At 63.5% G+C, this 23,536-nt stretch carries 21 protein-coding genes and 1 pseudogene; 8 read left to right on the top strand and 14 right to left on the bottom strand.

What is annotated here, in order from left to right; all coding sequences use genetic code 11:
* Positions 1 to 100: 100 nt before the first annotated feature.
* Together dgcA and dgcN are read right to left on the bottom strand one after the other, a co-directional pair.
* Positions 101 to 1,084 carry an N-acetyl-D-Glu racemase DgcA gene (gene dgcA, locus D5400_RS14620; RefSeq protein ID WP_205665469.1) on the bottom strand — a complete coding sequence of 328 codons (984 nt, stop codon included), beginning with the start codon at positions 1,082 to 1,084 and terminating at the stop codon, positions 101 to 103.
* 3 nt (positions 1,085 to 1,087) lie between these two features.
* The gene (gene dgcN, locus D5400_RS14615; protein ID WP_126013331.1) at positions 1,088 to 2,083 is read right to left on the bottom strand and encodes an N-acetyltransferase DgcN; all 996 of its coding nucleotides are present in this window, start codon (positions 2,081 to 2,083) and stop codon (positions 1,088 to 1,090) included.
* A gap of 183 nt (positions 2,084 to 2,266) precedes the next feature.
* Between dgcN and D5400_RS14610 the strand changes: the two genes are divergently transcribed.
* Complete coding sequence (locus D5400_RS14610; RefSeq protein ID WP_126010681.1) at positions 2,267 to 3,283, top strand: DUF808 domain-containing protein; 1,017 nt, start codon at positions 2,267 to 2,269, stop codon at positions 3,281 to 3,283.
* Between the two features lie 27 nt (positions 3,284 to 3,310).
* Here the strand turns inward: D5400_RS14610 and xseA are convergent, their stop codons facing one another.
* A complete protein-coding gene (gene xseA, locus D5400_RS14605; RefSeq protein WP_126010680.1) occupies positions 3,311 to 4,909 on the bottom strand; it encodes an exodeoxyribonuclease VII large subunit in 1,599 nt (532 codons plus the stop codon).
* A 45-nt stretch (positions 4,910 to 4,954) separates the two neighbouring features.
* Entirely contained in the window at positions 4,955 to 5,905 is a 951-nt protein-coding gene (locus D5400_RS14600) for a LysR substrate-binding domain-containing protein (RefSeq protein WP_126010679.1), read from the bottom strand.
* 275 nt (positions 5,906 to 6,180) lie between these two features.
* On the opposite strand from D5400_RS14600, the gene D5400_RS21210 reads away from it, so the two are divergent.
* The gene (locus tag D5400_RS21210; RefSeq protein WP_164527902.1) at positions 6,181 to 6,468 is read left to right on the top strand and encodes a YjiS-like domain-containing protein; all 288 of its coding nucleotides are present in this window, start codon (positions 6,181 to 6,183) and stop codon (positions 6,466 to 6,468) included.
* 114 nt (positions 6,469 to 6,582) lie between these two features.
* Here the strand turns inward: D5400_RS21210 and D5400_RS14590 are convergent, their stop codons facing one another.
* From D5400_RS14590 to D5400_RS14550, 9 genes are all read right to left on the bottom strand, one after another.
* The gene (locus tag D5400_RS14590) at positions 6,583 to 7,389 is read right to left on the bottom strand and encodes a DUF937 domain-containing protein (protein WP_126010677.1); all 807 of its coding nucleotides are present in this window, start codon (positions 7,387 to 7,389) and stop codon (positions 6,583 to 6,585) included.
* A 75-nt stretch (positions 7,390 to 7,464) separates the two neighbouring features.
* Positions 7,465 to 8,838 carry a glutamate--cysteine ligase gene (locus tag D5400_RS14585; protein ID WP_126010676.1) on the bottom strand — a complete coding sequence of 458 codons (1,374 nt, stop codon included), beginning with the start codon at positions 8,836 to 8,838 and terminating at the stop codon, positions 7,465 to 7,467.
* Positions 8,839 to 8,993: 155 nt separating this feature from the next.
* A complete protein-coding gene (locus tag D5400_RS14580) occupies positions 8,994 to 9,731 on the bottom strand; it encodes a 16S rRNA (uracil(1498)-N(3))-methyltransferase (RefSeq protein WP_126010675.1) in 738 nt (245 codons plus the stop codon).
* Positions 9,732 to 9,762: 31 nt separating this feature from the next.
* Entirely contained in the window at positions 9,763 to 10,389 is a 627-nt protein-coding gene (locus D5400_RS14575; protein WP_126010674.1) for a hypothetical protein, read from the bottom strand.
* Position 10,390: 1 nt separating this feature from the next.
* Positions 10,391 to 11,146, bottom strand: coding sequence for a metallophosphoesterase family protein (locus tag D5400_RS14570; RefSeq protein WP_126010673.1), 756 nt, complete (start codon positions 11,144 to 11,146; stop codon positions 10,391 to 10,393).
* A 2-nt stretch (positions 11,147 to 11,148) separates the two neighbouring features.
* A complete protein-coding gene (locus D5400_RS14565) occupies positions 11,149 to 11,841 on the bottom strand; it encodes a LutC/YkgG family protein (protein ID WP_126010672.1) in 693 nt (230 codons plus the stop codon).
* The gene (locus D5400_RS14560; protein ID WP_126010671.1) at positions 11,834 to 13,264 is read right to left on the bottom strand and encodes a LutB/LldF family L-lactate oxidation iron-sulfur protein; all 1,431 of its coding nucleotides are present in this window, start codon (positions 13,262 to 13,264) and stop codon (positions 11,834 to 11,836) included. Before D5400_RS14560 ends, D5400_RS14565 begins: the two co-directional genes overlap by 8 nt.
* 2 nt (positions 13,265 to 13,266) lie before the next feature.
* A complete protein-coding gene (locus D5400_RS14555) occupies positions 13,267 to 14,046 on the bottom strand; it encodes a (Fe-S)-binding protein (protein ID WP_425364882.1) in 780 nt (259 codons plus the stop codon).
* On the bottom strand, positions 14,043 to 14,867 hold the full coding sequence (locus D5400_RS14550) for an FCD domain-containing protein (protein WP_126010670.1): 825 nt from the start codon (positions 14,865 to 14,867) through the stop codon (positions 14,043 to 14,045). Before D5400_RS14550 ends, D5400_RS14555 begins: the two co-directional genes overlap by 4 nt.
* Before the next feature lie 169 nt (positions 14,868 to 15,036).
* On the opposite strand from D5400_RS14550, the gene D5400_RS14545 reads away from it, so the two are divergent.
* The gene (locus D5400_RS14545; RefSeq protein WP_126010669.1) at positions 15,037 to 16,356 is read left to right on the top strand and encodes a DUF3422 family protein; all 1,320 of its coding nucleotides are present in this window, start codon (positions 15,037 to 15,039) and stop codon (positions 16,354 to 16,356) included.
* Between the two features lie 159 nt (positions 16,357 to 16,515).
* Here D5400_RS14545 and D5400_RS14540 read toward each other — a convergent pair.
* A pseudogene (locus D5400_RS14540) lies at positions 16,516 to 17,406 on the bottom strand (LysR family transcriptional regulator); the annotation flags it as partial.
* Positions 17,407 to 17,600: 194 nt separating this feature from the next.
* Between D5400_RS14540 and D5400_RS14535 the strand changes: the two are divergent.
* The 5 genes from D5400_RS14535 to D5400_RS14515 are packed head-to-tail and all read left to right on the top strand — an operon-like array spanning position 17,601 to position 23,496.
* On the top strand, positions 17,601 to 19,091 hold the full coding sequence (locus tag D5400_RS14535; RefSeq protein WP_126010667.1) for an FAD-linked oxidase C-terminal domain-containing protein: 1,491 nt from the start codon (positions 17,601 to 17,603) through the stop codon (positions 19,089 to 19,091).
* Positions 19,092 to 19,114: 23 nt separating this feature from the next.
* Positions 19,115 to 20,350, top strand: coding sequence for a glycolate oxidase subunit GlcE (gene glcE / locus D5400_RS14530; protein ID WP_126010666.1), 1,236 nt, complete (start codon positions 19,115 to 19,117; stop codon positions 20,348 to 20,350).
* Between the two features lie 27 nt (positions 20,351 to 20,377).
* Entirely contained in the window at positions 20,378 to 20,776 is a 399-nt protein-coding gene (locus D5400_RS14525) for a magnetosome magnetite crystal formation protein family (protein ID WP_205665468.1), read from the top strand.
* 11 nt (positions 20,777 to 20,787) lie between these two features.
* Entirely contained in the window at positions 20,788 to 22,113 is a 1,326-nt protein-coding gene (gene glcF, locus D5400_RS14520) for a glycolate oxidase subunit GlcF (RefSeq protein ID WP_126010665.1), read from the top strand.
* Positions 22,114 to 22,140: 27 nt separating this feature from the next.
* Entirely contained in the window at positions 22,141 to 23,496 is a 1,356-nt protein-coding gene (locus D5400_RS14515; protein ID WP_126010664.1) for an NAD(P)H-dependent oxidoreductase, read from the top strand.
* The last annotated feature ends 40 nt before the right edge of the window (positions 23,497 to 23,536 follow it).

Raw genomic sequence — 23,536 nt, 5'->3', positions numbered from 1 at the left:
GCGCAACAAAATTGCGCTGACTTGATGCCGCAAGATCATTTCGCTCAATATTGCTGCATCGCAGCATGATCGTGCTGTGGACAGGCTCTCCGGCGCAATTTTATCCCCAGAGAGCAGGCGGCGCCGCCCAGACCATTGAGCCTTCGTAATGCATGGCATGTGCGCGGTCTTTGGCAAGCAGAAGAGGCCCGTCGAGATCGACAAGCTCGGCCCCTTGCGCCACGAGAAGAGCGGGGGCCATTGCAAGGGATGAACCCACCATGCACCCGACCATCAGCGAGAAGCCTTGCGCACGCGCATCCTCGCGCAGGCCGAGCGCCTCGGTCAGGCCGCCCGTCTTGTCGAGCTTGATGTTCACCATGTCGTATCGCCCTTCAAGCTCGGCGAGCGAGGCGCGGTCGTGGCAGCTTTCGTCGGCACAGACGGGCAGGGGGCGCTCGATTTCGCCGAGCATGGCGTCCTGCCCGGCAGGCAGGGGCTGTTCGACCATCGCCACGCCCAGCTTCAGGAGGTAGGGCGCGATTTCCGAATAGAGCTCCGCCGTCCAACCTTCGTTCGCGTCGACGATGATCGCCGCTTGAGGCGCGCCGGCGCGCACCGCTTCGAGCCGCGCGATGTCGTTCTCGCCGCCGAGCTTCAGCTTGAGCAGGGGCCGAGCAGCATTCTCCTCCGCCTTCCGACGCATCTTTTCAGGCTCGGCCAGCGACAGGGTGTAGGCGGTCTGAAGCGCCGTCGGCGCCGGCAGCCCCGCCAATTCGTGAACCGGCCGTCCGGCGCGCTTGGCTTCGAGATCCCAGAACGCGCAATCGAGCGCGTTGCGGGCAGCGCCTGCGGGCAGGCGCTCCTGAAGGCTTTGCCGGTCGATGCCTCCTGAGGCGATCGCATCGGCAAGGTGCCGAATTTCCGCAATCACGCCTTCGACGGTCTCGCCATAGCGAGCATAAGGGACGCACTCGCCCCAGCCCATCAGATCGCCATCGGTGAGCTTCACGGTGACGACGCGCGCATGGGTGCGCGAGCCACGGGAAATGGTGAAGACGTCCTTCAGCGCGAAGACATTTTCGGTAACGTCGAGCTTGATCATCGCTCAGACCAGCGCTTCGACGAGCCGGGCTGCGCCGTGACGATAGGGATCGACGGTGGGAAGGCCCATCCGCGCTTCGATGTCATCCAGAAGCCGGCGGGCTTCGTCTTCGCCGAGCGCAGCCGTATTGATCGATATGCCCGTAACGACGCAGCCGGGATTGACGATGCGGGCCATCTTCAACGCAGTGTCGCGCAGATCCTCCAGCGATGGCAGCGTGTAGGAGGGCAGGCCGCGCATATGGGTGCGCGTCGGTTCGTGGCAGAGCACGAGCGCGTCCGGCTGGCCGCCGTGGATCAGCGCCAGCGTCACGCCCGAATAGGACGCGTGGAAGAGGCTGCCCTGACCTTCGATCAGATCCCAATGGTCCGGATCATTGTCGGGCGTCAGCCATTCGACGCTGCCCGCCATGAAATCGGCGACGACAGCATCGAGCGGAACGCCGTCACCGGTGATGAGGATGCCGGTCTGGCCGGTGGCACGGAACGTCGCCTTCTGGCCTCGCGCCGTCATTTCACGCTCCATAGCGAGCGCGGTGTACATCTTGCCGACCGAACAATCGGTGCCCACAGCGAGGCACCGCTTGCCCTGCCTGCGTTCGCCATTCGCGATCGGATAGTCGACGCTCGGCACACGCACGTCGTGCAGCGAGCGCCCGTTCGCTTCGGCAGCGCGCACGAGTTCCGGTTCGTCCGTCAAAAGATTGTGGAGCCCGGAAGCGACGTCGAGGCCGGCTTCGAGCGCCTGGACCAGAACCGCGATCCAGTCCTTCGAGATCACGCCGCCGCGGTTGGCGACGCCGACGACCAGCGTCTTCACGCCAGCCGCCACAGCTTGCTCGATCGTCATGTCGGGCAGGCGCATGTCCGCCTTGCAGCCGGGCAGCCGAAATTGTCCGATCGCATAATCCGGCCGCCAGTCGCGGATGCCCTGGGCAACCTTCGCCGCAAGAGGATCGGCGGCATCACCGAGAAAAAGCAGATAAGGCGTCGCAATCATCGTCATTTCGCAGTCGGCTCCACTATTCATTTGCCCCAAGCCTATCGATGCCCCCAACGCGGCGAAAGAGGGGAAGCTCGCGGCATACAAAATGTCGTTGTCAGGAACGCTCTGGCGTCGCCGGACTTATAGGTTAGATTTCACCTGTTTCTGACCTTCAATTTCACCATCCGTGAGACGCAAATGAGCGGTTTGCTGGCACTTCTCGATGACGTCGCAGCGCTGACCAAGCTTGCGGCGGCGCAATTGGATGACATCACCGCGCAGGCATCGCGCGTCGGCGTCAAGGTCGCCGGCGCCGTGATCGATGATACGGCAAAGGCCGGAGCGAAGTCGCTCGGCGTCGTCGTGGATGACGCGGCGGTTACGCCAAAATACGTCCAGGACCTTCCGGCCGCCCGTGAACTGCCCATCGTCTGGCAAATCGCGCGCGGATCGATCTTCAACAAGCTGGTCATCCTGCTGCCGGCAGCGCTGCTGCTCGACACGTTCGCGCCGTGGCTGATCACGCCACTGCTCATGCTGGGCGGCTCTTATCTCTGCTTCGAGGGCGCCGAAAAAATCCTGCATCTCTTCGCGCCGCATGAAGAGGGGAAGGAACACGCTGAGACGATCGATGCCGCACATCTCGAGAAAGAGCGCGTGGCGGGCGCCATCAAGACCGACTTCATCCTGTCTGCTGAAATCATGACGATCGCGCTCGCCGCGATCGAAGCACAAGGCGTCGTTTCGCGTGGCGTGGTGCTTGCGCTTGTCGCCATCGGCATTACCGTACTCGTCTATGGCGCCGTAGCACTCCTGGTGAAGGCCGACGATTTCGGGTTGAAGCTTGCGCAGGTCGGCAGGCTCGGGGTGACGCGCTCCGTCGGGCGCGGCATCGTCAGGGGCATGCCGAGCGTGATGACGGCTATCTCCACCATCGGTACTGCCGCCATGCTGTGGGTCGGCGGCTCGATCGTGCTTCACGGGCTCGAAGTGTTTGGGTTCGGCGCGCTCAGCCATGTCATCCACGACATCGCGCATGGCGCGGGGGCGCTCGTGCCGGCGGCTGAAGGCGCGGTCACCTGGATCGTCACTGCAGCGCTGGACGGCGTGTTCGGTCTCGCTCTTGGCTTGCTGCTGGTGCCAGTGGTCACGCGCGTGCTCACGCCGATCGCGAATGCGTTTCGCGGCAAGAAGGAAGCCCCCGCCGCGCATTGAGGGGAACGGGTCCGGTCGCGGGAACCGCTAGAACAGCGATCCCTGTTTCGGCTTGACCCCTTCGCCCTCGGATGCAGGCGCTTTTCTGACCGGCTTCCTCGGCGCAGAGCCGTCCAAGGCGAGCGCATCCACCGTCCCATCGGCAAATTTCAGCGACAGGCGCTGGCCGGATCCAACCTGTTCCGCAAGCGACAGGGCTTGACCGGTTTCATCGCGCACGATCGCATAGCCGCGCTTCAGCACATTGTCCGGATTGAGCGAGCCGAGCACGCGCGACTGCTCGACCATCTGGCCGCGCAGGCGCTCGAGCCGCCGCGCCATCGCCCTGTCGGCACGCTCCTGCCGGGTAGCCATCGTCTCGGACAACCGTTCGATGCGCAATTCGATGGGGCGGAGGCTGAGCTGGGCTTCGATCCTTGTCAGGCCTGAGCGCGTCCGATCGAGCCGGCGCTCCACGATGCGCTCGCCCCGGATGATGAGATCCATAACCCGTTGGCGTCGATCCTTGATGCGGGCGTCGAGCGTCGTCGGTGTCAGCCGGTTTGCCCGCGCCTCGAAGGCCCTGCGCTTGTTCAAGGTGTTCAGTTCCAGCGCGCGACCGAGCTTCGCCGACACCTCGTCGAAATGCCGCCGGGGCAGCGCAAACAGCGTGTCGATCGAGGGCAGGGCGCGCGCCGTCTGCCGAAGCACCTGCCGCCGCTGGTCGAGGTGACGCGACATGCAGCCCGAAAGCCTGGCCGAGAGCTGAGCGAGCCCGGCTTCGAGATCTGCCCTGACCGGCACGGCCATTTCCGCAGCGCCGGTCGGCGTCGGTGCACGACGGTCGGCCGCATGATCGATCAGCGTCCAATCCGTTTCGTGGCCGACGGCTGAAATCAGCGGAATGCTGGAACTTGCGGCCGCGCGCACGACGATCTCGTCGTTGAAGCCCCAGAGGTCTTCAAGACTGCCGCCGCCGCGGGCAATGATCAGGACATCGGGCCGCGGGATGGCACCTCCGGCCGGCAGCGCGTTGAAGCCGTTGATCGCGTTGGAGACTTCCATGCCGGTGGTCTCGCCCTGAACCCGCACCGGCCAGACGAGCACATGCACGGGGAAGCGGTCACGGATGCGGTGCAGAATATCACGGATGACGGCACCCGTCGGCGATGTCACGACGCCGATGGTCATCGGCATAAAGGGCAAGGCACGCTTGCGCGCATCCTCGAACAGCCCTTCGGCGGCAAGCTTGCGCCGGCGCTCTTCCAGAAGCGCCATCAGCGCGCCGGCCCCGGCGGGCTCCAGCGCCTCGATCACGATCTGATATTTCGACGAGCCGGGATAGGTCGTGACCTTGCCCGTCGCGATCACTTCCATGCCTTCCTCGGGCTTGAAGCGAAGCTTGGCGAAGGAGGTGCGCCAGATCACGGCCTCGATGCGGGAACGATCGTCCTTCAGCGAGAAATAGGCGTGGCCGGAAGAATGCGGCCCGCGATAGCCGGAAATTTCACCGCGCACGCGCACATGGCCGAACGCATCTTCCACAGTGCGTTTGATTGAGCCTGAGATCTCGCTGACGGTGAATTCCGTCAGATTCGTCACGGCCTGAGATGCCGTCGGAGAATCGATATCGAAAAAGTCGCTCATCGCACCATTGCGCCCGGTTGCTTCGAAAGGGTCAAGCGATGCGGCCTACCAGCCGGGCATCAGATGTCCGTTGCGCTGGCGGGGGCGCATCTGCACGAAGCCCTGATCGCTCTCCTCCATGGCAGCGAGTGGCATCGGCGTGATGTTGTCGAGGCTTGCCGAAATGTGCTGGCTGATCGCGTTCATCAGCGATGCCGGGACGCCCGGCCGGCGCATGATGCCGATCTGTGCGGGCGCCAGCGGGGGGAAACCGTCCGCCGGCGAGAGGATACGCATGCCAGGCCGAAGTGCCGCTTCGGGCAGAAGCGATACGGCAAGACCTGCGAGTACCGCAGAGGCGACAACGGTCGAGGACCAGCTGGTGAACAGGATCTGATACTCGCGATTGACCGAATCGAGTGCCGAGCAGGCAAGCTGGCGCCACTGGCAATTGCGCCGTCCGACGGCAAGCGGCAGCGGCGTCGTCTCATGCGCCGTGTGGTTGGCCGAAGACACCCAGTGAAGCGGTTCGGTACGCACCACCTCCGATTGGCGGACGCGCGGATTGTGCGTCACCAACGCGATGTCGAGCTCGCCGCGCGCCATCTTCTCTCCGAGATCATTGGAGGATTCACACACGATATAGAGTTCGACATTCGGGTTTGACTTGGCGAAACGCGCGATGATCTCCGGCAGGAAACGGTCGGCGTAATCGTCCGGCGTGCCGATCCTGAGCAAACCTTCCAGGCGGTTCTCGTCGAACGCGGCAAGCGTCTCCTCATTCAGCCGCAGCATGCGGCGCGCATAGATGATCAGCTTCTCGCCGTCTTCCGTCAGGCGGTTGGTGCGCCCGTCCTTGACGAAGAGCGGCTTGCCGATCCGCTCCTCCAGCCTGCGCATCTGCATGGAAACGGCCGACTGCGTCTTGTGAACGCTGTCGGCCGCGCGGGTGAAGGAACCTGCATCGACGATGGCAGCGAAGGTCTTGAGCTGATCGATATCGAGGGGGGCCGGCATGGGCGTCGTCCGCATCATAAAGATTGATGCTTATCATTAGAAACATTCGCTGGAACGATCAATGCGATTCTGCGATCACTCTCAGCGTTCACACTCGTGATCACGGAAAGCCGCCACAACCGACGGGGTCCATTTCAAGAATGGCTCCGCGTCGGGCGGATTTCTGCGGCCTCGAGCAAGCGGACCGGGCACGTCAAGAGAGCACACGCTGCCCGAACGGAAACTGCTCTCCATCATCGGTCGCCGGCTGGAAACCGGCGCGAAGGAGCACTGCCATGAAGACGATCGAAACCCGCCCCGATCTCGATATCGCCCCCGCACGGATCACAACTTCGGTGGTTCTGAAAGCGCTGGCACACCGTCTTCTTGCCGTGTTCCGCGCGCTGCGAAATCGCAAACAGGTCATGTATCTGGAGGACTTCACCGAGGAGCAACTGGCCGATATTGGCCTCACGCGCGGCGATCTCCTGAATTCGCTCGAGCGTCCCTGGTACGACGACCCGTCGCAGCATCTGTCGCGCTCGGCGTGGCAGCGGCGCACGCGCATCCGCTCGCGGGCGTGACGTTTGACGGACGGCCTGCCCCATCCGTCCAGTGCGGTGCTCTCGTTGCCCCGAGAACCGTGCACAGCGCATGCCCCGCACCGAGCGGGGCATGCGTCGTTTTAGGCTTGACCATCAGGTCTGGCGCTTCATGCCAGCCAGATATTGGTCGAAGATCTGGTCCATGGACTTGGCGTAGCCGGTCTGTACCTCGCGTCCCGCATCGAACATCTGGCCGAACAAACCGTCCAGCGTAGTCTTCTGGTCGCCAGGCTTCTGCTCAGGTGGCGGTTCGTCTGCTTCCGGCGGCGGCTCGGTGTCCGATGTCCGATACTGGCCGAACATCGTGTCCATCATGTCGTTGAAATTGCCGAACACCGGGTTGTCGAAGGGCGACTTCGGCTGCGGCGTCGGTTCCGGCAGGTCGTCCCGCCCAGCCGCCTGGTAGCGGATCATCTGTTTCAGCATGTCGCCGAAGACGTCGGGGCCGGATGACATCTGGCTTTGCGCCCGCGCCATCTGCTCGTTCGCCTGGGTGTAGAGCCCGCCCATGACCATGGAGGCAAGCACGGGCAGCATCTGCTTGAAGATGTCCTGGCCGATGCCCGTCGCCGATGCCGCCTGCTCCGCAACCCGGCGGCTGAGATCCTTGGACCCGAAAATATGGCCGAGGATGCCGTTGCCTTCCTGCACGCCCTGCGGCGTGAACGCAGCCTGCACGTCCTCGAAATAACGTCGATGGTGACCATCGGCGAGCGCTGACAGAAAGGATGCCATCGGTGCGGATCCGGCGGTATTGCGCTTCAGTCCCGCCGAGAACGCGGGCGCGAGCGCCGCCATCGCCTGCGCGACCTGCGCTTCCGAAAGGCCGAATCGGCGGGCCATCTCTGCGGTGGCATGGCCGTTGGCGGCCTGCTGCATCATGTCGTAGATCGGCATCATCGGCGGTCGTCCTCCCAAACATCTGCTTGGCAGGAACTATAGGCCGAAAGCGCTCACGCCGAAACGGCCGAGGCGTCAGTAGGCGTATTCGTCGAAGACCGGCTCCACCGAGCCATTCCACCGTCCCTTGTAGAGCGACAGCATCTGCCCGGCCGCCGTCTCGCCACGCGCGACGACCTCTTCCAGCGGCGCAAGGAAATGGCTCTCGTCATTGCCTTCGTCGTTGAGGCGGGCGCGGGATTGAAGTCCCTTGCGGGCAATGTCGAGCAGGTCGCGGGAAAGCTGGTGCAGCGAACGTCCGTCGATCTCCGCAGCGAGACCCTGGACCGGTACTGCGTCGCGCAGTGCATTAACCTGTTCGAACGTCCAGTCCTTCGTCAGCTGTTCCGCCGCATCGAGCGCTCCGCAATCGTAGATCAGGCCGACCCAGAAAGCGGGCAGGGCGCAGATGTTGCGCCACGGGCCGCCATCGGCACCGCGCATTTCGAGGAAACGCTTCAGCCGCACATCCGGGAACAGCGTGGAGAGGTGGTTTGCCCAGTCGCCCATCGTTGGAAGGCCATTCGGCAACTCGTTCTTCAGAGCGCCATCCATGAACTGCCGGAACGTCACATGCGTGCAGTCGTGATAGACGCCGTTGCGGGTCACGAAATACATCGGAACGTCGAGCGCCCAGTCGACATAGTGCTCGAAGCTGAAGCCCTGCTCGAAGATGAAGGGCAGGAGCCCCGCACGCTGATTGTCCGTATCCCGCCAGATGTCGCCCCGCCAGGAAAGGAAGCCGTTCGGCTTGCCTTCGGTGAAGGGCGAGTTGGCGAAGAGCGCCGTCGCGATGGGCTGAAGCTTGGTCGAGACCTGCATCTTGCGGCGCATGTCGGTCTCGCTCGAAAAATCAAGGTTCACCTGGATCGTGCAGGTCCGGTACATCATGTCGAGACCCTGCTTGCCGACCTTCGGCATGTAGTTCGTCATGATGTCGTAGCGCGATTTCGGCATACGCGGCGTCTCGGCCAGCGACCATTTCGGGCTGCCGCCAAGACCGAGAAAGCGGATGCCAAGCGGCTCGGCGATCTCGCGCAGCTGTGCCAGATGGGCGTTCGATTCCCGGCACGTCTGATGGATTGTCTCGAGCGGCGCGCCGGAGAGTTCGAACTGGCCGCCAGGTTCGAGCGAGATCGCGCCCTGGCCGGTCGGCTCGACGAGCCCGATGATCTTGCCGGCGTCGATGATGGGCTCCCAGCCCAGCATCCGGGTCATGCCGTCGAGCAGCGCCTTGATCGAGCGCTCGCCCTCATAGGGAACGGGCGTGTTGCCGTCGATGAAGAAGGGGAATTTCTCGTGCTCGGTGCCGATGCGGAAATCGGTTTCCGGCTTCGATCCGTCTGCGAGATGGGAGATGAGCTCGGCCTTGGAGGCGATCGGCGTCAGGTCAGTCGTGTCGCGTGCCATGAAGCTCTCTGCGGATGTTTTATCTGGGCCGGCCCGATCTTGCCGAGCGGGATGCTCGCTGCTTGAACCAGAAGGCGCGCGGTGCGCAAGCAAAAATCATTGAACCCGCTGTCAACGGATGGAAAGAGGGATAGGCCTTTCGTACGGATTTGGACTCAGCGCCAATCGCCGATCGTCGCCTGCAGCACCGCGAGCGCAGCGACGGCAGCGGTGTCCGCCCTCAGGATCCGTGGCCCCAGCGGAATGGCGGTCACGAAGGGAAGAGCGTGCAGCCTGCGGCGCTCATCTTCCGAGAACCCGCCTTCCGGCCCGACGAGCAGCGCCAGCTGCGTCTCCGTGATCGCGCTGAGCGCCGCGACGGGATTTTGCGTCTCGGCTCCTTCATCGCAGAAGACGATCCGGCGCTCATGGTCCCAGCCGGTGAGCAGCGGCTCAAGCTTCAGCGGTTCGCGAACCTGCGGAATGGCGAGGATGCCGCACTGCTCGGCCGCTTCGCGCGCATTGGCCGCCAGACGCTCCACATTGACGCGGTGAACCTGCGTATGCTGCGTCAAAACCGGCTGTAGAATGCCGGCACCCATCTCCACCGCCTTCTGCACCATGTAATCGAGCCGCCCCTGCTTCAGCGGCGCGAAAAGATAGTGCAGGTCGAGCGGTGCAGGCTGGGGGCGCACCTGCTCGACGGGCACGATCTCCACGCGCTTCTTCGCAGGCTGGGTCAGCGTGCATAGCCATTCGCCGTCACGCCCGTTGAAGACGAGCACTTCCGCGCCTTCGCTGAGGCGAAGCACGTTCAAGAGATAATTCGTCTGGTCCTTGTCGAGCGGCACGGTTTGCTGGTTGGCGAGGGCAGCTTCGACGAAGAGGCGTTGCAGTCTGAAATTGGCGCGCATCCCAACGCCATGCATGAGGCGCGCTTGGAACTCAAGTGGCGTCCGCGAGCCCGGAAGGATGGATCGCGGGCTTGTAGCCTGCCTCAAGTGCTCGAAGCGTGGATGGTGGCGTCAGAATGGCACCGTCCCCGACGTCTGGAACTGGCAGGTCCCGATACCCATCGAACGACCACCCCAGAAGCTTGCCACCCTGAACCAGGCACGGGTGTCCAGCGATTTCGACGAGGCTGCCGTCCGGCAATGAGGAAAGATCGCGCAAGGGCAAGCGGCGACGCACAGGCTTTCCAAGCCGCTCGCTGTGGAGCACGGCGTCCATCTCGCCAGCCTTCGCCGACGCCAGACCGTTGCCGATTGCAAAGCAGCGGGCAAATGCTTCAGCGCGCGATCGCTGGCATTCGAAGCAGGGTCTGTGACCCGCCGCCAGTGCCGTCGCTTCGTCGAGAAAGAACAGCTCCGTATAGCTGTCACCCATGACGTTCCGCTGTCTCCCGCGAAAGGCGCAGAGGCAGATGATCCAGGCCTTGGATGCGAAGCGGCGGTTTGTCAGCGTGCGCGTCACAGGATGGTGGATACGGCCGCCGCGATTGCCCATGAAAAGGCCCCGCGCCGAATGAGCATGGATCGCGCCGAACGGATCGACCCGATTCTGGAGCGGCATGTCAGCCTCCGGGTTCACCCTTGGCGCGATGCACGGTGTAGATGCTCTTTGCGTCACCTTCGAGGATCAGCGCGGTCAGTTTCTCGCGCACATAGACGCCGGTATCGATGTTGATCCGGTTTGGCCGCAGGTCAGCTTCCTCCTGCGGCGTATGGCCATGGACGACGATTTTTGGATGCAGCCCCTCGTAAGAGAGAAACTCGCGGCGGATCCACATGAGTGTGTCGGGTGTCTGCGCTTCCAGCGGCACCATGGGCTTGATACCCGCGTGGCAGAAGAAGAAATCGCCAAAGGACACCGAATAGGGTCTCTGCTCGAGAAAGCGTCGGTGCATCGACGGCAGCGCGTTGATGAACTGATCGGCGCTGGCGAGAAAGACGTCATCGCCATCAGTGGCGAGCGTGACACCGTAGGAGCGGGCCGTCTCCTCGCCGCCATTGGTGGCAAACATGCTGGCAGGGTCGGGCTCGCTGAGAAAGTCGAGCATCGCCTGGTCGTGATTGCCGCGAAGCGCGATGATGCGGGCATCCTGTGCCATGCGACCGATGAGAAAATCGAGTACGCCCTTCGAATCCGGCCCTCGGTCGACATAGTCGCCGACATGGACGATCCGCCAGTCTTTCGCGGGCCGAAACCGCAGATCCTCGTCGATGCGCCGGTGCATGGCACGAAGGAGATCCGCATAGCCGTGAACATCGCCGATGGCGTAGATGCGAAGACCATCGGGCGCACGGGCTTCTGCGAGCTCGATCCCCATCGTCAGCCGCCGGAATCGACCACGATGATGTGCAGCGCGCGCGGGCCATGAGCACCGAGAAGCAGCGTCTGCTCGATGTCGGCCGATCGCGACGGTCCCGTCACGAAATTGACGACGCGACTCATCTTGCCCTTGCCGAACATCTGACGCACCCGCCGCCAAACCGCTTCCATGTCGCCTTCAATATCGGCGCCAGCGATGACGACGAGATGATATTCGGGCAGGAAGTTGATCGTGGTTGGATTGTCGGCGCCGGCTGTGAGCACGACGGTTCCGGTTTCGGCCACGCCGGCGATCGCGTGGCTGAGACCAGCCATGTCCAGGCCGTCGCTCGGCCCGTCGACCACGCTCAAGGATGCGGCAGCCTGCCAATCCGCGCTGCGCAGACGCGGATCGCTGCCGATGCGAATGGCCGCAGGGAGATTGCGTTCGCGCAGGTACCGTCCGACGCAATCGGGCAGGGCGGCGTAGCTTGATACCCTTTCCACGGTCGCCTGCACGGCCTCTGCCTTTTCGATGAACAGCGCCTGCCGCGCGTCCTTCGGCAGTTGCCCGCGTTGCGGAACGACGCCGAGCGGCGCGTTGTCGAGACGATACGAGACCGCCTTTTGCCGGTCCGCATCCGACGTCGTGCGGCCGTTGACGGCGCGGATCCGGTTGAGGATGCCGGCGCGTGCGGTTGCTTGATCAGCCATGGTGTTCAGCCTTTGCACGCGCGGCGTATTGCTGCTGGAACGTCTTGCCTTCCGGCGCCGGCAGGTCCCGATGGGTCGTCCAGCCTGAAGCAAGCGGCAGGCTCTTCAGCCGGTGGCGGTCGCCGCCGAGCTTGGCGATGATCGGCATCGCGATCGACACGGCAGCACGATAGAGCGCCGGCCGCTTGGCGAAAAAGGCCCAGAACCCAAGCCCGAAGCGAGCGGGCTTCGGCGACAATTGCCGCTCGAACTCGTCTTCCCGCCAGTGTCGCATCATCTTCGGCAGGGGAATGCGCATCGGACAGACGGATTCGCAGCGTCCGCAGAAGGTGGAGGCATTCGGCAGATGGCCTGCCTTGTCGATACCGTTGAGCGATGGGGTCAGCACCGCGCCCATCGGTCCCGGATAGACCGAGCCGTAAGCATGGCCGCCGACCGCGTGATAGACCGGACAATGGTTCATGCAGGCGCCGCAGCGAATGCAGCGCAGCATCTCCTGATATTCGGTGCCGAGCATGGCGGTGCGGCCGTTGTCGAGCAGCACGACGTGGTACTCCTCCGGACCATCCGGGTCTTCTGCGCGCTTCGGGCCGGTGGAGAAAGTGGTGTAGACCGACATTTCTTGGCCGGTCGCCGAGCGTGCAAGCACCCGCAGGATCTGGCTCGTGTCTTCGAGCGTCGGCACGATCTTCTCGATCGAGGCGACGACGACGTGGCAGCGTCCGAGCGTCTGCGTCATGTCGCCGTTGCCCTCATTGGTCACGATGACCGAGGAGCCCGTTTCCGCAACGAGAAAATTTGCGCCGGTAATGCCGACATCGGCCTGGAAATAGCGCTGGCGCAGCACCGCGCGTGCTTCGGCGAGCAGTGTCACGGGCTCGGTCAGGTCGCGGTCGAGCTCCAAATGGGTATGGACACGGCGGAAATCGGCTTCGACCTGATCTTTGTTCAGGTGAACCGCCGGCGCGATGATGTGGCTCGGATGCTCGCCGCGCAACTGAATGATGTATTCCCCGAGATCGGTCTCGACGGGCTCGATGTCGTGTTCGCTCAGGTAGTCGTTGAGATGGATCTCTTCCGAGATCATCGACTTGCCCTTGGTGACGGTCTTCGCGTTGCGCTTGCGGCAGATCTCGAGAATGATCCGGCGCGCATCCTCGGCATTTTCCGCCCAGTGCACATGACCACCGGATTCGGTCACCCGCTTTTCGTATTCCTCCAGATAGAGGTCTAGATGGGCGAGCGTGTGATCCTTGATCGCCTTGGCATTGTCGCGCAGCGCATCGAATTCGGGCAGGGCTTCGGCCGCCTTAGCCCGCTTCTCGATGAAGTTCTTCTCCACATTGCGCAGCGCCTTTTGCAGCTGCACGTCGGCCAGCGCCTTGACGGAGTTCTGTTTGAATTCGTGCGAGGTGAGTTGCATGGTCAGCGTCCCGATCCGGCGATGGGCGGCGCGTCGGTCATGCCGGCCAGCACTTCCGCCACATGCCGCACTTCTGTCTTCGCCCCCTGGCGCTTCAGCTTGCCCGCCATGTTCATCAGGCAGCCGAGATCTCCGGCAAGCAGCAGATCGGCATCGCTCGCCTCGATATTGGCTGCCTTCTTGGTGACGATGGCGTTGGAGATGTCTGGGTACTTCACACAGAAGGTGCCCCCGAAGCCGCAGCAGACATCCGCATCCTTCAGTTCCTTGAGATCAAGACCGTCGATCGAGCCGAGCAGCGCGCGGGGCTGGCTCCGCACGCCCAGTTCACGCAGTCCCGAGCAGGAATCGTGATAGGTCACGGTCCCGTCGAAGGACCCCGGCACATCCGTCATGCCGCGAATATCGGTTAGAAACGAGACGAGTTCATGAACCTTCGCCGCGAACTCGGCCGCGCGTTTCTCCCAGTGCGGATCGCCTGCAAAGAGCTCCGGATAGTGCTTCTTCAGCATCGCCGCGCAGGACCCGGAAGGCGCGACGACATAGTCGAAACCCTCGAAGGTCTCGATCACTTGGCGCGCAATGTCGGCGGTATCCTTGCGGTCGCCGGAATTATAAGCAGGCTGGCCGCAGCAGGTTTGCGCGCGCGGCACGTCCACCGTGCAGTCTGCCGATTCCAGAAGCTTGATTGTCGCAAAGCCGACGCTCGGCCGGAAAAGATCCACGAGGCAGGTGACGAAAAGGCCGACCCGCGGCGTGGTGGTGGGGACGTTCAGGCTCACTCGGCGGCCTCCTTGTTGGCGATCATGGCTTGTGCCTTGGCCGCTTTCGGGGCGCGGCGTTGCTTCAGGCGCATGGCGGCGATCTGTTCCCAGTCGTCGACGCGCTCGGCTTCTTCCATGGTTTTGGATACGAAATCGATATGGTCCTGCGCCGTCTTGCGGGCGCGGTCGGGATCGCCCGCGATCACCGCTTGGGCGATAGCGCAATGCTGATCGAGAAGAGTGTCACGGGCACCCGGCACTCCGTAGATCAGCGCGCGATTGTAGAAGACGCCGTCGGCGAGAAGCCGGTAGCAGGACCGCAGCGTATGGAGCAGCACGATATTGTGCGCCGCTTCGCCGACAGCATCGTGCAGTTCCACGTCGAGTTCGGCTTCCTCGGCGAAGTCGGCGCGGCCGTGAGCTTCGCGCATCGTGTCGACCAGCGCAGACAGCTGCGCCCGATCCGCAGCGGTTGCCCGCCGTGCCGCAAGCTCCGCCGTCATGCCCTCCATGGCGCGACGATATTCGAGATAATCCTCGGTCGCCCGCCGGTGCCGCCCGATGAGCTGCACGAGCGCCGGCGCAAAGATCTGCCCGACGATATCTGCAACGAAGGTGCCGCCGCCATGGCGTGAATGGACGAGCCCGCGAAGCTCCAGCTCCTTCAGGGCCTCGCGCAGAATCGGCCGGGAGACGTCGAGCTGTTGAGCGAGATCGCGCTCACCCGGCAGGCGATCCCCAGGGCGCAGGACGCTTTCCAGGATGAGCCGCTCGATCTGCAGCACCACAGCATCCGCCGTGCGCGCATGGTCGATGCTCTTGAAAATGTCGGAACTCATGGGATGTCGCTCCGCCGCCCACCGTCGGCACCTAGTCACCGCTGAAACTATCAACTGAGACAGCCAGTGGTCAATAATCTTTGCCAGTTGTGTTTCGGTTCGGCCCCTTGCTCAATCGCGCAGCGACGCCGATAGTGCACCCTGGGTTCGTGGTCTCGAGGGTGCTGAGTTGAGCAGGGGCAGTTTTGGATTTCCCGTCGCACCGCAGCGTGCCAAGGCGCTCGGCGAGATCCACGCGCGCCCATCGCCGCTTCTGGAAACGCCCCGCGTCATCGTTCAGCTGGCCTTCATGACCGATGGCGGGGCGAGCGTCGACCACGCCGTTCTCGCTGACTTGATCCGAGCCCGTGGCCTGTCCGCACCGCAGAAGGATGCCCGGCATCACACTTTGTCCTGGGGGCAGGGCATGCTGCGGTGGGAGCGCCACACGGAGTTTTCCACCTATGCCTGGGAAGGGCCGGTGCCGGATCGCTTCGACGGCGAGCTCGTCGGCCATCCCTTCGGTGACGGCTTCAATCCCCCGGGCAGCCTCATTTCCGGCGTTCGGCTTGAAATCCGCAAATGGACCGACGAGGAGGAAGCGCAGGCAATTCGCATCTTCGATCCGTCGAGCCTCTGCTATTCGCTGGTGGAAGACGGGCGCGCTGCGGCGCTGACCGATTTCCGGCAGGACAAGGATGGGCTGACCCGCATTCTCGTGCTCGACAAGGGTCTGTCGCCGGCGCGAGCCGGTGCGCTGACGCAGCGCCTGATCGAGATCGAAACCTATCGAACGCTTGCCATGCTGGGCTTGCCGCAGGCCCAGACTCTGTCGCCTGAAATCCGCCGCATCGAAGACAGGTTGACCGAGATCACGCAGAAGATGCGGGAGAACGCGCGTGAAGACGCAGACGCGATGCTGACCGACATCACGCGTCTTGCCGCTGAGCTGGAAGCGAATGCCGCAGCCGGGCTCTACCGTTTCGGTGCGAGCCGCGCCTATGACGGCATCGTGCTCGAGCGCATCAAGGCGCTGCACGAGCAGGCGGTGCCCGGCTACGACACCTGGGGCGCATTTCTGGAACGCCGCGTGGCGCCCGCAATGCGCACCTGCCGGTCGGTGGAAGAACGCCAGGTCAATTTGTCGCGCAAGCTGGCGCGTGCCACGCAGCTCCTTCGAAGCTGGATCGACGTGGAGCTCGAAAAACAGAACTCGGCGCTGCTGCATTCCATGAACCGCCGCGCAAAACTGCAATTGCGCCTTCAGCAGACGGTCGAAGGGCTCTCGGTCGCAGCCATCTCCTATTACGTCGTCGGGCTCGTTTCCTATCTCGCCAAGGCCCTGTCGGATCTTGGCTTGCCGATCGATCCTGCTCTGGTGACCGGTTTGTCCGTGCCGGTCGTCGTGCTGGTCATTTTCCTGATTGTGCGCGGTATTCGTCAGCATCATCGCCGTGAAGACGAAGACGCTGCCAAGGGCAAAGCCTCTGACGGCGACTACGACATCTGAGCGTTTCGAATTAAGCCGCGAAAGCTACTCGGCCGCGGCCTTATCCTTGGCGTGCGCCGCGGCAGCCTGTTCCGTGGCCTTGGCGGCCGAAGCGGCCTCCGCCTGTTTCACGGCATTCTTCCGCAGCGCCGCAAGGTCGGCCACCTGTGGTTTCGGCAGGTCCCAGTAGGGCGTCGGTCCGAACAGGGCCGCAAGAAAATCGATGAAGACGCGGATCTTGGCCGGTAGGAATCGTCGGCTCGCATAGACCGCATGGATCGCCACGTTCCGCGATCCTTCATAGTCGGGCAGCACGCGGACGAGCCGGCCGCTCGCCAATTCGTGACCGACATCCCATGTCGACCGAAGGGCGATGCCGACGCCCCCGATGACGCACTCGCGCACGACTTCGGACGAATTGGTCGCAAGCGGCCCGAGCGGCCGGTAGATCAGCGCGCCATCCGGCCCTTCCATCTTCCAGGGCTCGCTGTTGTGCGACGGGATGCAGACGTGACGATCGAGCTCGCCTATCTTTTTCGGCTCGCCCATGCGCTCGATGTAATCGGGGGAAGCGCAGAGAATGCGCTGCACAGGCGCGAGCTTGCGCGCCACCAGGCTCGAGTCCGACAGTTCCGCAATGCGGATCGCCACGTCGTAGCCATCGCCGACAATGTCGACGAACTCGTCCGACAAGACCAGATTGACGGCGAGATCGGGGTTGGCCAGCATGAAGCTGTTGATGTGGGGCGCAATGTGCATGCGTCCGAACGAAGTGGGCGCGGATACCTTGAGAGTACCGCGGGCAAGTGCCGAACGTCTGGAGACGAAGGCTTCGGCCTCCTCGATCCCGGCCAGAATGGCCAGAACGCGCTCGTAGAAGCCATGCCCGGCTTCCGTCAGTGAGATTTGCCGCGTGGTGCGCTGAAGAAGTCGAGTGCCCAGGCGATCTTCGAGGCGACGCAGTCGTTTCGATACCACGGCCGGCGAGAGACCGAGTTCTCGACCGGCAGACGACATGCTGCCGGCTGCGACGACGCGCGCAAATATTTCAAGATCGCCCAGATTGTTCATCGCATCCTCGGCTGACCGCCCCCAACTCGACCCCGGATTTGTGGAGCCAATTGAGTGTTACGCATCGCTTCACGGATTGGATTTCGACCTTCGCAGTATTCGCGCGAAAGCATCCTTGCGGCCGATTGCGGATGCCCTGGATTGTCTGGTAAACAAAATAGACCACACGCGGGAAGCTAAACGGGAGATCACCCATGCTCAAGATGCCGGAGCCGGATGCGGACGTCCTGGCGCGCCGCAAGAGCATCGTTGCGGATCTACGCGATATCGTGCCGGGCGAGGGCGTGGTCGATGCCACCAGCGAGATGCGCGCCTTCGAAACCGATGCGCTGACGGCCTACCGACAGATGCCTCTCGTCGTCGTCCTGCCGGAGACCGTGGAGCAGGTGAGCCGCGTACTGCGCTATTGCCACAAGAACGGCATTCGCGTCGTTCCGCGCGGCTCGGGCACGTCGCTGTCCGGCGGTGCGTTGCCGCTTGCCGACGCCGTGCTTCTGGTCATGTCGCGCTTCAATCGGGTTCTGGACATCGATTACGCCAACCGCGCGGTCGTCGTGCAGCCCGGCGTCACCAATCTCGGCATTACCCATGCGGTGCAGGACGAAGGCTTCTATTATGCGCCGGATCCATCGTCGCAGATCGCATGTTCCATCGGCGGCAACATCGCCGAAAATTCCGGTGGTGTTCACAGCCTGAAATACGGGTTGACCACCAACAATGTGCTCGGCCTCGAAGTCGTTCTGATCAATGGTGACAAAGTCCGGCTCGGCGGCAAGCACCTTGATTCCGAAGGCTATGACCTGCTGGCCCTGATGACCGGCTCCGAAGGTCTGCTCGGCGTGGTCACGGAGGTCACCGTGCGCATTCTGCAGAAGCCGGAAACGGCGCGCGCAGCGCTCATTGGCTTCCCGACCTCCGAGACCGCCGGCCAGTGCGTGGCCGACATCATCGCTGCCGGCATCATCCCAGGCGGCATGGAGATGATGGACCGGCCGGCGATCCACGCCGCCGAAGACTTCGTTCACGCGGATTATCCGCTGGATGTCGAAGCGCTGCTGATCGTGGAACTGGATGGGCCCGAAGCCGAAGTCGATTTCCTGCTTGCCGAAGTCGAGGCACTGGCGCTTCGCAACGGCGCGACGACGATCCGCGTGTCGAAGAGCGAAGAGGAGCGCGCCACCTTCTGGGCAGGCCGAAAAGCCGCCTTCCCATCGGTCGGCCGCATCTCGCCCGATTATCTTTGCATGGATGGCACGATCCCGCGGAAAGAACTGCCGCGCGTTCTGGCCGGCATGCGGGAGCTTTCGGAGATCCACGGCCTTCGCGTCGCCAATGTCTTCCACGCCGGTGACGGCAACCTTCATCCGCTGATTCTCTACGATGCCAACAAGCCGGGCGAACTGGCCGCTGCGGAAGCGTTCGGTGCCGATATCCTGCGGCTTTGCGTGAAAGTCGGCGGCGTCTTGACCGGTGAGCACGGCGTCGGCGTCGAGAAGCGGGAGCTGATGCCGGAGATGTTCAACGAGATCGATCTCGATCAGCAGATGAGGGTCAAATGCGCCTTCGACGAGAAGCATCTGCTGAACCCCGGCAAGGTCTTCCCGCAATTGCGTCGCTGCGCCGAACTCGGCCGCATGCATATCCATGCCGGCGCAATGCCGTTTCCAGACATTCCGCGGTTTTGATGATGGCAGCCGGACAGGTGACTATGACAAGCGGCGATCCTCATCTTCGCCCCACGACCGAAGACCAGGTGCGCGACGCCGTCGCCTGGGCTGCCGTTGAAAAGACGCCGCTCGAAATCGTTGGCCACGGGTCCAAGCGCGCGATCGGAAGGCCGATGCAGACGGCGGAGACGCTGTCGCTCGCCGATCTGAATGGACTGACGCTTTACGAACCCGACGAACTGGTGCTGGCCGCCTGGGCCGGGACGCCGCTCGTCGAAATCGAGAAAGTGCTTGCCGAGAACAACCAGCGTTTCGAATTCGAACCTATGGATTATGGGCCGCTTCTCGGCGAAGAGCCGGGCAGGGGCACGATCGGCGGCATGCTGGCGGCCAATCTCGCCGGGCCACGCCGGCTGAAGGCGGGAGCGGCGCGCGATCATGTGCTCGGCATCCGCTGCGTCACCGGGCGGGGCGAGATCGTCAAATCGGGCGGCCGCGTCGTCAAAAACGTCACCGGTTACGATCTTTCCAAGGGTCTCGCGGGTTCCTGGGGAACCCTTGCCGTGCTGACCGAAGTGACCATGAAGGTGCTCCCGCGCGCGCAAACCGAAGCAACCTCGGTGTTGTTCGGGCTGACCGACAGCGATGCGACTGCCGCGATGTCGCTCGCCATGGGATCGAGCGGCGAGGTGGCGAGCGCTGCCCATCTGCCGGAAAGCGTAAAGGGGCGCTTCATCGACGGTCAGCTGCCGCGTGCGGCCACTGTGCTGCGGCTCGAAGGCTTCGGTCCGTCAGTCGACTATCGTTTCGAAAGGCTCGCACAGCTGCTGGCGCCATTCGGGCCGACCGAAAGGCTCGATGACGCTCAGTCACGCCAGCTCTGGCAGGAAGTCCGAGATGTGAAGCCCTTTGCCGATGGCACGATGAGGCCTGTCTGGCGCGTTTCCGTCGCGCCGATGGAAGGCCATGCGCTGGTGGCAGCGTTGCGGCTCAAGGCCGGGATCGATGCCTTCTACGACTGGCAGGGTGGCCTTGTCTGGCTGCGCATGGAGGCGGGCGCCGATGCGGTGGGCCTGCGCCAAGCGATCCGCGCGGTCGGCGGAGGTCACGCAACGCTGGTGCGGGCCGCGCCGGAATTGCGTCGCTCGGTGGACGTGTTCCAACCGCAGCCCGGTCCGCTTGCGGCTCTATCTGCACGTCTCAAGGCCGAGTTCGATCCGATCGGCATCCTCAATCCGGGTCGCATGGCCGCGCTGAAGGCGCCCGAGCCTGCGTGAGCGACAAATATTGAAAGGCAGACATCGATGAGCTTGCACGAGGAAGGCCCAAGAACGCCGCTGCCCGGTGGCAGCACACCCAATGGCGGCGGATGGTTCGAGCCCGGCAAGAACAACATCATGTTGATCTACGGCCTCTATCTCGTCAGCGCCATTGTCGGCGTCACGGCGTTCGTCGGCCTGATCATGGCCTATATGAGCCGCGGCACCGCGCAGCCCTGGGCTGAGACGCATTACACATGGGCGATCCGCACCTTCTGGATCGGCGTTCTCTACACCATCATCAGCTCGATCCTGGCGCTCGTCGCGATCGGCTTCCTGCTGATGATTCTCGTCGCGATCTGGGCAATCGTTCGCATCATCGCAGGCCTGCAGAAAGCATCGCGCGAGGAGCCGATGCCCAATCCGCAGAGCTGGCTTTTCTAGGATTCGCTGCTTTGGAAACGAAATTCTCTGCCGCACAGCTTGCCGATCCCGGCGTCGCCGAATCGGAAAAGATCCTGCGCAAATGCGTCCACTGCGGCTTCTGCACCGCGACGTGCCCGACCTATGTGACGCTCGGCAACGAGCTCGATAGCCCGCGGGGTCGGATCTACCTGATCAAGGACATGCTGGAAAACGATCGGCCGGCCGACAGGGAGATTGTGACGCATATCGATCGTTGTCTCTCGTGCCTTGCCTGCATGACCACGTGCCCCTCGGGCGTGAATTATATGCACCTCGTCGATCATGCCCGCGTCCACATCGAGAAGACCTACAAGCGGCCGCTGATGAACAGGCTGACGCGCCAGGTGCTCGCGGCCGTGTTGCCGTATCCCGCGCGCTTCCGGCTGGCGCTGAGCGCGGCGCGGCTCGGCCGTCCGCTGGCGCCGCTCTTCGATTCGGTGAAGCCGCTGAAGCCCTTTGCCGCCATGCTGCGCCTGGCGCCCTCGTCGGTGCCCGGCAAGTCCAAGTCCGCGGAGCCGGGTGCGCGGGCCGCCACCGGTACCCGCCGTGGCCGCGTGGCGATCCTCACCGGATGCGCCCAGCCGGTCCTGAAGCCGTCCATCAACGAAGCGACCATCCGGCTTCTTACGCGCCTCGGCATCGAGGTCGTGGTGCCGGAAGGCGAAGGCTGTTGCGGCGCGCTGGTGCATCATATGGGGCGCGAGGAAGCGGCGCTCGAATCGGCAAGGCGCAATGTCGATGTCTGGACGCGCGAGATCGAGCGGGGGCTCGACGCGATCATCATTACCGCATCCGGCTGCGGCACGACGATCAAGGATTACGGCTACATGCTCCGGCTCGATCCGGCCTATTCTGAAAAGGCGAGAATCGTTTCGGAGCGGACCAAGGACATCACCGAATATCTGATGACGCTCGCGATCCCCGCGGTCGCGGCACCCGAGCCGCTGACGGTGGCTTATCATTCGGCCTGCTCCATGCAGCACGGCCAGAAGATCACGCGCCAGCCGAAGGACCTTCTGAAGGCGGCAGGCTTCATGGTGAAGGACCCGCCCGAAGGTCATCTGTGCTGTGGGTCGGCCGGCACTTACAACATCATGCAGCCGGAAATTTCGGCCCGACTGAAGACGCGCAAGATCGCCAATATCGAGAATACGCGACCGGATGTCGTGGCGACCGGCAATATCGGCTGCATCACCCAGATCGCGAGCGGCACGGCCATTCCCGTCATCCATACGGTAGAGCTTCTGGACTGGGCCTATGGCGGGCCGAAGCCCGCCGGCCTTGCCGCCACACGGACGCTGGAGGCGGCTGAGTAACATCCAAAACGCCCGGGGAGGACAACCATGAACCTATACGCCAAGCTCTGCCGCAGGGCAGAGGAGGGCCGGCCCGTTCGCGTCGGCCTCATCGGGTCTGGAAAATTCGGCTCGATGTTTTTGTCGCAGGTTCGAACCATCCCCGGCATGCACCTGATGGGCATTGCGGACCTGTCGGCCGAGCGTGCCCGCAAGGCGCTTGAGGCAACCGGTTGGGATGCCGATCCGGCGATGGCTCAATCCTTCGACGACGCCCGGTCCTCCGGCCGCACGATGATCACCGAGGATTCGGAAGCGCTGATTAAGGCCGATGGGCTGGATGTGGTGGTCGATGCGACCGGCAATCCCGCCGCCGGCGTGCGGCACGCGCTGCTTGCCGCCGAGCATGGCCGCCACATCGTCATGGTCAATGTCGAGGCGGACGTGCTCGCCGGCCCTCTGCTGGCCGAACGTTTCCGCCGTGCCGGGCTTGTCTACGCCATGGCCTATGGCGACCAGCCGGCGCTCGTCTGCGAAATGGTGGACTGGGCCCGCACCTGCGGCTTCCGGGTCGTGGCTGCCGGCAAGGGCACCAAATATCTGCCCGAATACAGCTGCTCCACACCCGACACCGTCTGGGGCCATTATGGGATCACGCCGGAAGATGCTGCCAAGGGCGGCATGAACCCGCAAATGTTCAATTCCTTCATCGACGGCACAAAATCCGCGATCGAGATGGCAGCGATTGCCAATGCGACGGGCTTGGTTGCGCCTGAAGACGGCCTTTCGTTCCCGCCCTGCGGGGTTCACGACCTCGCCGATATCCTGAAGCCGCGCGCCCAAGGCGGGCTTTTGGAAAAGAGCGGCATGGTCGAGGTGATCTCGAGCGAGGAGCGCGATGGCCGCCATGTCTTCGGTGATCTGCGCTGGGGCGTCTACGTGACCTTCGAGGCCGAGGACGAGGGCGCCCGCGGTAACTATGCAAGGCGCTGCTTCAAGGAATATCAGGTCGCGACCGACCGCTCCGGCCGATACGCCTCGCTCTACCGACCATCCCATCTGATTGGACTGGAGCTTCCCGTCAGCGTTGCGTCCGCCGCGCTGCGCAACGAGCCGACCGGCGAGCCGGTGAGCTTCTCGGCCGACGTCGCCGCCGTCTCCAAGCGCGCCTTGAAGGCCGGCGAAATGCTCGACGGAGAGGGTGGCTATACGGTGTGGGGCAAACTCATGCCGGCCGAGCGCTCGCTTGCTTTCGGCGCGCTTCCGATCGGTCTCGCCCACGGCGTGAAACTCACCCGCGACGTCGCCGCTGGCGCAGTCGTTACATGGGCCGATGTGGCGATCGAGGACAGCCAGGCCGTTCGCATTCGCCGCGAAATGGAATCAGCCTTCGACCGACCATGAGGTTGTCCGGCGGAATCCCGCTCAGCCCTCATGGTGAGCC

The sequence above is a fragment of the Georhizobium profundi genome, from assembly GCF_003952725.1.
Classification (GTDB): Bacteria; Pseudomonadota; Alphaproteobacteria; order Rhizobiales; family Rhizobiaceae; genus Georhizobium; species Georhizobium profundi.
The sequence above is the reverse complement of the archived record's forward strand: the minus strand, read 5'-3'. Positions and strand labels throughout refer to the sequence as shown.

What these genes read in the sequence shown, in the direction of transcription:
- dgcA (WP_205665469.1), bottom strand. Translation starts at nt 1,084, where the DNA reads ATGATCAAGCTCGACGTTACCGAAAATGTCTTCGCGCTGAAGGACGTC.
- dgcN (WP_126013331.1), bottom strand. Translation starts at nt 2,083, where the DNA reads ATGATTGCGACGCCTTATCTGCTTTTTCTCGGTGATGCCGCCGATCCT.
- D5400_RS14610 (WP_126010681.1), top strand. Translation starts at nt 2,267, where the DNA reads ATGAGCGGTTTGCTGGCACTTCTCGATGACGTCGCAGCGCTGACCAAG.
- xseA (WP_126010680.1), bottom strand. Translation starts at nt 4,909, where the DNA reads ATGAGCGACTTTTTCGATATCGATTCTCCGACGGCATCTCAGGCCGTG.
- D5400_RS14600 (WP_126010679.1), bottom strand. Translation starts at nt 5,905, where the DNA reads ATGCCGGCCCCCCTCGATATCGATCAGCTCAAGACCTTCGCTGCCATC.
- D5400_RS21210 (WP_164527902.1), top strand. Translation starts at nt 6,181, where the DNA reads ATGAAGACGATCGAAACCCGCCCCGATCTCGATATCGCCCCCGCACGG.
- D5400_RS14590 (WP_126010677.1), bottom strand. Translation starts at nt 7,389, where the DNA reads ATGATGCCGATCTACGACATGATGCAGCAGGCCGCCAACGGCCATGCC.
- D5400_RS14585 (WP_126010676.1), bottom strand. Translation starts at nt 8,838, where the DNA reads ATGGCACGCGACACGACTGACCTGACGCCGATCGCCTCCAAGGCCGAG.
- D5400_RS14580 (WP_126010675.1), bottom strand. Translation starts at nt 9,731, where the DNA reads ATGCGCGCCAATTTCAGACTGCAACGCCTCTTCGTCGAAGCTGCCCTC.
- D5400_RS14575 (WP_126010674.1), bottom strand. Translation starts at nt 10,389, where the DNA reads ATGCCGCTCCAGAATCGGGTCGATCCGTTCGGCGCGATCCATGCTCAT.
- D5400_RS14570 (WP_126010673.1), bottom strand. Translation starts at nt 11,146, where the DNA reads ATGGGGATCGAGCTCGCAGAAGCCCGTGCGCCCGATGGTCTTCGCATC.
- D5400_RS14565 (WP_126010672.1), bottom strand. Translation starts at nt 11,841, where the DNA reads ATGGCTGATCAAGCAACCGCACGCGCCGGCATCCTCAACCGGATCCGC.
- D5400_RS14560 (WP_126010671.1), bottom strand. Translation starts at nt 13,264, where the DNA reads ATGCAACTCACCTCGCACGAATTCAAACAGAACTCCGTCAAGGCGCTG.
- D5400_RS14550 (WP_126010670.1), bottom strand. Translation starts at nt 14,867, where the DNA reads ATGAGTTCCGACATTTTCAAGAGCATCGACCATGCGCGCACGGCGGAT.
- D5400_RS14535 (WP_126010667.1), top strand. Translation starts at nt 17,601, where the DNA reads ATGCTCAAGATGCCGGAGCCGGATGCGGACGTCCTGGCGCGCCGCAAG.
- glcE (WP_126010666.1), top strand. Translation starts at nt 19,115, where the DNA reads ATGACAAGCGGCGATCCTCATCTTCGCCCCACGACCGAAGACCAGGTG.
- D5400_RS14525 (WP_205665468.1), top strand. Translation starts at nt 20,378, where the DNA reads ATGAGCTTGCACGAGGAAGGCCCAAGAACGCCGCTGCCCGGTGGCAGC.
- D5400_RS14515 (WP_126010664.1), top strand. Translation starts at nt 22,141, where the DNA reads ATGAACCTATACGCCAAGCTCTGCCGCAGGGCAGAGGAGGGCCGGCCC.